The 5581-nt window shown below is 72.3% G+C and carries 4 protein-coding genes and 1 pseudogene; 3 read left to right on the top strand and 2 right to left on the bottom strand.

Features of this window, described 5'->3' with window-relative positions; translation table 11 throughout:
- The 3 genes and pseudogenes from AC07AL_RS38030 to AC07AL_RS38020 form a co-directional block, all read left to right on the top strand.
- Window positions 1-92, top strand: a pseudogene (locus AC07AL_RS38030) (ABC transporter ATP-binding protein); the annotation flags it as partial.
- Window positions 93-152: 60 nt separating this feature from the next.
- Window positions 153-2717, top strand: a complete 2565-nt coding sequence (locus AC07AL_RS38025) for an ABC transporter permease (protein ID WP_400802640.1) — start codon at window positions 153-155, stop codon at window positions 2715-2717.
- Between the two features lie 144 nt (window positions 2718-2861).
- Window positions 2862-3134 (top strand): hypothetical protein, encoded by a 273-nt coding sequence (locus AC07AL_RS38020; RefSeq protein ID WP_363629893.1) that lies wholly within the window; start codon window positions 2862-2864, stop codon window positions 3132-3134.
- A 94-nt stretch (window positions 3135-3228) separates the two neighbouring features.
- Here AC07AL_RS38020 and efeU read toward each other — a convergent pair whose 3' ends face one another.
- Complete coding sequence (gene efeU / locus AC07AL_RS38015) at window positions 3229-4062, bottom strand: iron uptake transporter permease EfeU (protein ID WP_363589520.1); 834 nt, start codon at window positions 4060-4062, stop codon at window positions 3229-3231.
- A gap of 35 nt (window positions 4063-4097) precedes the next feature.
- The gene (gene efeB, locus AC07AL_RS38010; RefSeq protein ID WP_363589518.1) at window positions 4098-5420 is read right to left on the bottom strand and encodes an iron uptake transporter deferrochelatase/peroxidase subunit; all 1323 of its coding nucleotides are present in this window, start codon (window positions 5418-5420) and stop codon (window positions 4098-4100) included.
- Window positions 5421-5581 lie beyond the last annotated feature (161 nt).

Here is a 5581-nt window from a genome sequence, read left to right as displayed (position 1 = left end):
ACGGCCGCATCGTCGACGAACTCCACCACCCCACCGCCGACACCGTCCTGGACCGCATGCGCCGCTTCGACGCCAAGGGCCGCACCAGCTAGAGCGTCCCGCTGGCCCCGGCGCCCCCGACCTTCGAGAACCCCCAGGACTGACACCCCCTCATGTACCGCACCGCTTTGCGCAACGTGCTGGCCCACAAGGGCCGACTCCTCATGACGATGCTCGCCGTGCTGCTCGGCACCGCCTTCGTCTCCGGCGCGCTCGTCTTCACCGACACCCTCGGCGACGCGCTCAGGACCCAGAGCTCCAAGAGCTACACCGACATCGCCGTCACGGTCAGCGACCGCGACGCCGTCGGCCGGGGCTACGACCACACCGGCCGGACCTCCTCCGGCGCGGCCCTCACCGAGGACACCCGCAAGGCGGTCGCGGCGCTGCCCGGCGCCGCCGAGGCGCGCGGCGTGGTCAGCGGCTTCGCCGGCATCGCCGACAAGAAGGGCGCGCTGATCGGCGACGGCTTCTCCACCACCGGCACCAACTACGTGCCGGGCGCCGACGGCACCGACCCGCGCTATCCGCTGGTCGACGGGCGCGGCCCGCGCACCTCGGGTGAGATCGCGCTGGACGCCAAGACCGCCGAGAAGGGCGGCTACAAGGTCGGCGACACCGTCCGGGTGGCCGTCAACGGCCCGGTGATGGAGCTCAAGCTCACCGGCACCCTGCACACCAACGACCCGCGCGTGCTGGCCGGCGGCTCGCTCGCCGCCTTCGACACCGCCACCGCCCAGCAGCTCTACCTCAACCCGGGCCGCTTCGCCGAGCTCGACGTCAAGGGCAAGCCGGGCGCGGACGACACCGCGCTCCTCGCCGCCGTCAAGCAGGCCGTCCCGCAGGACGACTCGATCGAGGCCAAGACCGGACGCGCGCTCGCCGAAGAGCAGGACCGGATGATCGCCCAGGGCACCAGGGTCCTGAGCACCTTCCTGATGGGCTTCGCGGCCATCGCGCTGTTCGTCGGGATCTTCATCATCGCCAACACCTTCACCATGCTGGTCGCCCAGCGCACCAAGGAGCTCGCCCTGCTGCGCGCCGTCGGTGCCAGCCGCAAGCAGATCACCCGCTCGGTGCTGGTCGAGGCGCTGCTCGTCGGCCTGACCGCCTCGGTGGCCGGTCTGCTCGCCGGCATCGGCATCGCCGCCGGGCTGCAGGCGCTGCTGAACGGCCCGGTGGACGCCAACCTCCCGGACGGCCCGCTGGTGGTCAGCCCCTCCACGGTGATCGCCTCGATCAGCGTCGGTGTCCTGGTGACCGTGCTGGCGGCCTGGCTGCCCGCCCGCCGGGCCTCCCGGATCGCGCCGGTGGCCGCGATGAGCTCGGTCGAACAGCCGGCCACCCAGAAGAGCCTGCGGATCCGCAACACGATCGGCCTGCTGTTCACGCTGGCCGGTGCGGGCGCCCTGGCCGCCGGTGCGGGCGGCAAGGAGGTCAAGCTGGTCGGCCTCGGCGCGGGCGTCCTGCTGATCGGCGTGTTCGTGCTGACCCCGCTGCTGGCCCGGCCGCTGATCGCGCTGTTCGCCCCGCTGCTGCGCAAGCTCTACGGCACGCCGGGCAAGCTGGCCCAGGAGAACGCGATCCGCAACCCGCGCCGGACGGCGGCCACCGCCTCGGCGCTGACCATCGGCGTCACCCTGATCACCGCGCTGACCGTGGTCGGCGCCTCGGTGAACAAGGCCGTCGACGCGGCGACCGCGAACGACCTCAAGGCCGACTTCACGGTCGCCATGCAGAACGGCTCGATGCTCTCCCCCGACGTCGCCGGCCAGATCGCCAAGGCGCCCGGCGTCAGCGCGATGAGCGTGACGCGCAGCGTCCCGGTGGAGACCGGCCGGGGAGAGTCCGACCGCGAGTGGCTGACGGCCGTCGACGCCGCGACCATCGACCAGCTGGCCACCATCAAGGTCAAGGACGGTTCGGCGGACGCCCTCAAGCAGGGCCGGCTGATGGTCAGCTCGGGCACCGCCGAGCGCAACGGCTACAAGGTCGGCGACGCCGTCACGGTCACCTACCCGGACAAGACCAAGGGCTCGCTCACCGTCGGCGCCGTGCTGGAGGCCAACACCGCACTGGCCGGCATCGTCGCCCCGGACAACGTGGTGGGCCCGCACGCGCTGCCCGGCGCCGGACCGGACAAGGTCCTGGTGAAGGGCGTCCACGGCGCGGACGAGAAGCTGAAGCAGGCGCTGCGCGACGCGACCGGCGGCAACCCGCTGATCGCGGTCAAGGGCGAGAAGGACATCAAGGCGGAGAGCCGCAAGCTGGTCACCGACATGCTGAACATGATGTACGGGCTGCTCGGGATGTCCGTGGTGATCGCGGTGCTCGGCGTGGTCAACACCATGGCGATGTCGGTGTTCGAGCGGCGCCGGGAGATCGGCATGCTGCGGGCGATCGGCCTGGACCGGATCGGCATCCGCCGGATGGTCCGGCTGGAGTCGCTGCTGATCGCGCTGTTCGGCGGCGCGGTCGGGATCGGGCTCGGGATCCTGGTGGCCTGGGCGGGCAACCGCACGATGGCGGACTCGTTCAAGAACATGACCACCGTGGTGCCGCCGCTGCAGATCGTCGGCTTCCTGGTCGCGGCCGCGGTGATCGGCCTGCTGGCCGCCCTCTGGCCGGCCCACCGGGCCGCCCGGATGGACATCCTGGGCGCGATCAAGAGCGAGTAGACGCCCCCCGCAAGCGCGCCGGAGCCCCGGACGGTCGAGGACCGTCCGGGGCTCCGGCGTATCCCGGTCCCACCGGGGTACGGCTGTCGGTGGTGCGTGCAAGGATGCTCGCGCGCACAGGGGCGAGGCGAAGGGGGCCAAGGCATGGAGACCAGCCGGTTCACGGGCGAGGACCCGCACGGGCACCAGCACGCGGTGAAGGTCGTCTCGGGGCGGAACAACACCCGGCGCGTGGTCTGCGAGAGCTGCGGCTACCGCAGGTCGGCGACGTTCGGTGCGCAGGCGAAGGCCTCCGAGCACCTGTCGCAGACGCACGACGCCGGGTACGTCCGACAGGAGTTCGCGCCGGGCCCGTGGATCGCCGCGGCCGTCGGGCTGGTCGCCTTCATCGTCTTCCTCTGCGTGTACGGGATATAGCGCCGCGTGCCCGTACGGGACATAGCGCCGCACACGACACCGCCCCGCCCGGCGGGGTGCCGGACGGGGCGGGGCGGTTCGCCGAACGGAGGGGTCAGGCGGCCGGCTTGGCGGCGACGGGCTTCGCCTTGCCGCCGAACAGGCCGAAGAACACGGCGAGGGTCGGCACCAGGTAGAGCAGCCAGACCACGAGCTGCAGCACGGTCGGGTCCGGCTGGAAGTTGAACACGCCCTTGAGCAGGGTGCCGTACCAGCTGTCCTTGGGAATGGTGCTGCTGATGTCGAAGGCCACGCTGTGCAGGCCCGGCAGCCAGCCGGCCTCCTGGAGGTCGTGCACGCCGTAGGCGAGCACGCCGGCCGCGACGACCACCAGCATCGCGCCGGTCCAGGTGAAGAACTTGGCCAGGTTGATCTTCAGCGCGCCGCGGTAGAACAGCCAGCCGAGCACCACCGAGGTGAGCAGGCCGAGCGCGGCGCCGATCAGCGGGTTGTAGCCGTCGTTGGTGGCCTGCACCGCCGACCAGATGAACAGCGCGGTCTCCAGGCCCTCGCGGCCGACCGCCAGGAAGCAGGTGACCACCAGGGCCGTGGTGCCCATGGCGATGGCCGCGTCCAGCTTGCCGTGCAGTTCGGTCTTCAGGTGCCGGGCGGTGCGGCGCATCCAGAACACCATCCAGGTGACCAGCCCGACCGAGATGATCGACAGCGAGCCGCCCAGCGCTTCCTGGGCCTCGAAGGTGAGCTGCGAGGAGCCGAACTGCAGCACGGCGCCGAAGGCCATGCTGAGCACCACGGCGGATGCAACGCCGATCCACACCGGCGGCAGCTTGTCCCTGCGGCCGGTCTTGACCAGGTAGGCGATCAGGATGCAGACGACCAGGCTGGCTTCGAGGCCTTCGCGCAGGCCGATCAGGTAGTTGCCGAACACGGCACTCTCCTCGGGGGGTTGAACGGGGCGGGGGATCAGCCGAAGAGCGCTTGGCCCCACCACTCCCCGGGCTTGCGGACGCCCGCCGGGCAGGCGAAGTGGGCGGAACCGACGTGCTGGATGTACTCGTTGAGCTTGTCGCCGGCCGCGAGCCGCTGCTGGAGCGGCACGAAGGCCTTGCGGGTGTCGCGCTGGTAGGCGAGGAAGAACAGGCCGGCGTCCAGGCGGCCGAGGCCGTCGGTGCCGTCGGTGAAGGAGAAGCCGCGGCGCAGGATCATCAGGCCGTTGTTGGCGTCCGGGTGGGCCAGGGCGACGTGCGAGCCGGCGGGCATCGCCTTGAGGTCCGGCGCGTCGTGCTCCTTGGCCTTGCCGTAGGGAGCGCCCTCGCCCTTGGTCCGGCCGAAGGTGTCCTCCTGGTCCTTGAGCGAGGCGCGGTCCCAGGTCTCGATGTGCATCCGGATCCGCCGGGCGACCAGGTAGGAGCCGCCGGTCATCCACTCGGGGCCGTCGCCGGGGGCGGCCCAGACGTGCTCGGCCAGCCCGGCGCCGTCGGTGCCCGCGATGTTGTGGGTGCCGTCCTTGAAGCCGAGCAGGTTGCGCGGGGTCTGGGCGTCCGGGGTGGTGGAGGAGGTCTTGCCGAAGCCGAGCTGGGACCAGCGGATGTTCACGGTGCCCATGCCGATCCGGGCCAGGTTGCGGATCGCGTGCACGGCGACCTGCGGGTCGTCGGCGCAGGCCTGGACGCAGAGGTCGCCGCCGCTGCGCAGCGGGTCGAGCTTGTCGCCCTTGAAGTTCGGCAGGTCGATCAGGGCCTCGGGGCGCTTGGCGCGGAGGCCGAAGCGGTCGACGCCGTCCTGGTCGAACAGGGTGGGGCCGAAGCCGATGGTGAGGGTGAGCCGGGAGGCGGGCAGGCCGAGGGCCTCACCGGTGTCGTCCGGCGGCGCCTCGGGCAGGCCGTCGGCGGCGCCGGTGCCGACCTCGCGGCCACCGGTCATCGCGGCGGCGGCCTTGGTCCACTCCTTGAGCATCTTGACCAGCGACTCGCGGGTCGCCTTCTCGGAGACGTCGAAGGCGGCGAAGTGCAGGCGGTCCTGGACCGGGGTGGCGATGCCGGACTGGTTCTCGCCGTAGAAGGGCACCTCGGCGCCGGTCTGGGCGGCCGCCGCCGGGGCGGGGTCGTCCTGCCGGGTGGCGGCGGCGACCGAGCCGACGGCGGCGGCGCCGAGCGCGACGCCCGCGCCGGCCCAGCCGATCACGGCCCGTCGGCTGACGGCGCCCCCGGCGGCAGCGGCCGGGGCGTTCGCGGTGCCCTCGGGGTTCTCGGGGTTCTCGGTGCCCTTGGCGTTCTCGGCGTCCATCGGCGGGCGGATCCTTCTCTGTGCTGACTCGCCGATGCCGTGGGGGGGGGGTTGGGGGGGCGGGGGGGGGGGGGGGGGGGGGGGGTGGGTGGGGGGGGGGGGGGTTGTTGGTTTTCGGGAGCCGCGGGTGAGACGGTCTGCAACCGGGCCTCCCCCCGAGG

This window comes from Kitasatospora sp. NPDC043949 (assembly GCF_056435365.1).
This window is presented reverse-complemented; position numbering and strand designations above follow the sequence as displayed.